The following is a 1,079-nucleotide window of genomic DNA, read 5'->3' as shown; positions in this document are numbered from 1 at the left end:
TGGGTCCTGGCGGTCGACTTCGGCACCTCCAACACCTCCGCCGCACACCGCATCGGCCCGGACCGGGTCGAATCCCTGCCGCTGACCCACACCAGCAACCTGATGCCCTCCTCGGTCTACCTCGACCCGCACGGCGGCATCGCCACCGGCGAGGTCGCCGTCAACCAGGCCACCGTCGACCCCGCCGGCTTCGTCGCCGCCCCCAAGGCCCACGTGTCCGACCGGTCGATGCTGGTACGCGGCCACCACCTGCCGGTCGCCGCGACCATCGCCGCGGTACTGCGCACCGTGCACACCCGCGCCCTGACCGCCCACAACCACCAGCCACCCGGCGAGGTGGTGCTCACCCACCCCGAGGCCTGGTCCGGCCGCGAACTGGCGGTGCTGCGCGAGGCCGCCACCGCCGCCGGCCTCGGCGGGCACGTGTCGCTGATCTCCGAACCCCGCGCCGCCGCGTTCTACTACTCCCGCCGGCACGACGCCAAGATCGTCAAGGGCTCGACCATCGCGGTGTTCGACTTCGGCGGCGGCACCTGCGACGTGGCGGTGCTCACCGCCACCGACGAGTGGACCTTCGAGGTGCTGCGCGCCGGCGGCGACACCGCCCTGGGCGGTAAGAACCTCGACGCCACCATCTCGCGCTGGGTCGAACAGCACCTGGCCGACGAGAACCCGCAGCTGGTGGCGTGGCTGCGCAGCCCCGCCGGGCTCGATGCCCGCCGCACCCTCGACGATCAGATCCGCCGCGCCAAGGAACTGCTCTCCGACGCCCCGTCGGCGACGATCCGGGTGGCCGGCCACGGCGCCAACCTGACCCTGACGCTGACGCGGGAGGAGTTCGAGCAGCTGATCGAACCGCAGATCGGCCGCGGGGTGCAGCTGGCCGCGACGGTGCTGCGCGAGGCCGGGATCGACCGCGGCCGGTTGCAGGCGCTGTATCTGACCGGCGGCTCCTCCCGGATCCCGTATGTGCACCGGCGCCTGGCCGAACTCGGCCCGATCGCCACCCTCGACGACCCGAAAACCGTCGTCGCCAAGGGCGCGGCCGGGTTCGTCGCCGGCGGACGCGCCACCGACCC

Annotated in this window: 1 protein-coding gene; it reads left to right on the top strand. The window is 73.2% G+C overall.

Features of this window, described 5'->3' with window-relative positions:
* On the top strand, positions 1-1,079 hold a 1,079-nt coding region (locus M1M07_RS32295; RefSeq protein ID WP_248676779.1), incomplete at both ends, for an Hsp70 family protein.

Source organism: Rhodococcus sp. HM1 (genome assembly GCF_023218075.1).
GTDB lineage: Bacteria > Actinomycetota > Actinomycetes > Mycobacteriales > Mycobacteriaceae > Rhodococcus.
The sequence above is the reverse complement of the archived record's forward strand: the minus strand, read 5'-3'. Positions and strand labels throughout refer to the sequence as shown.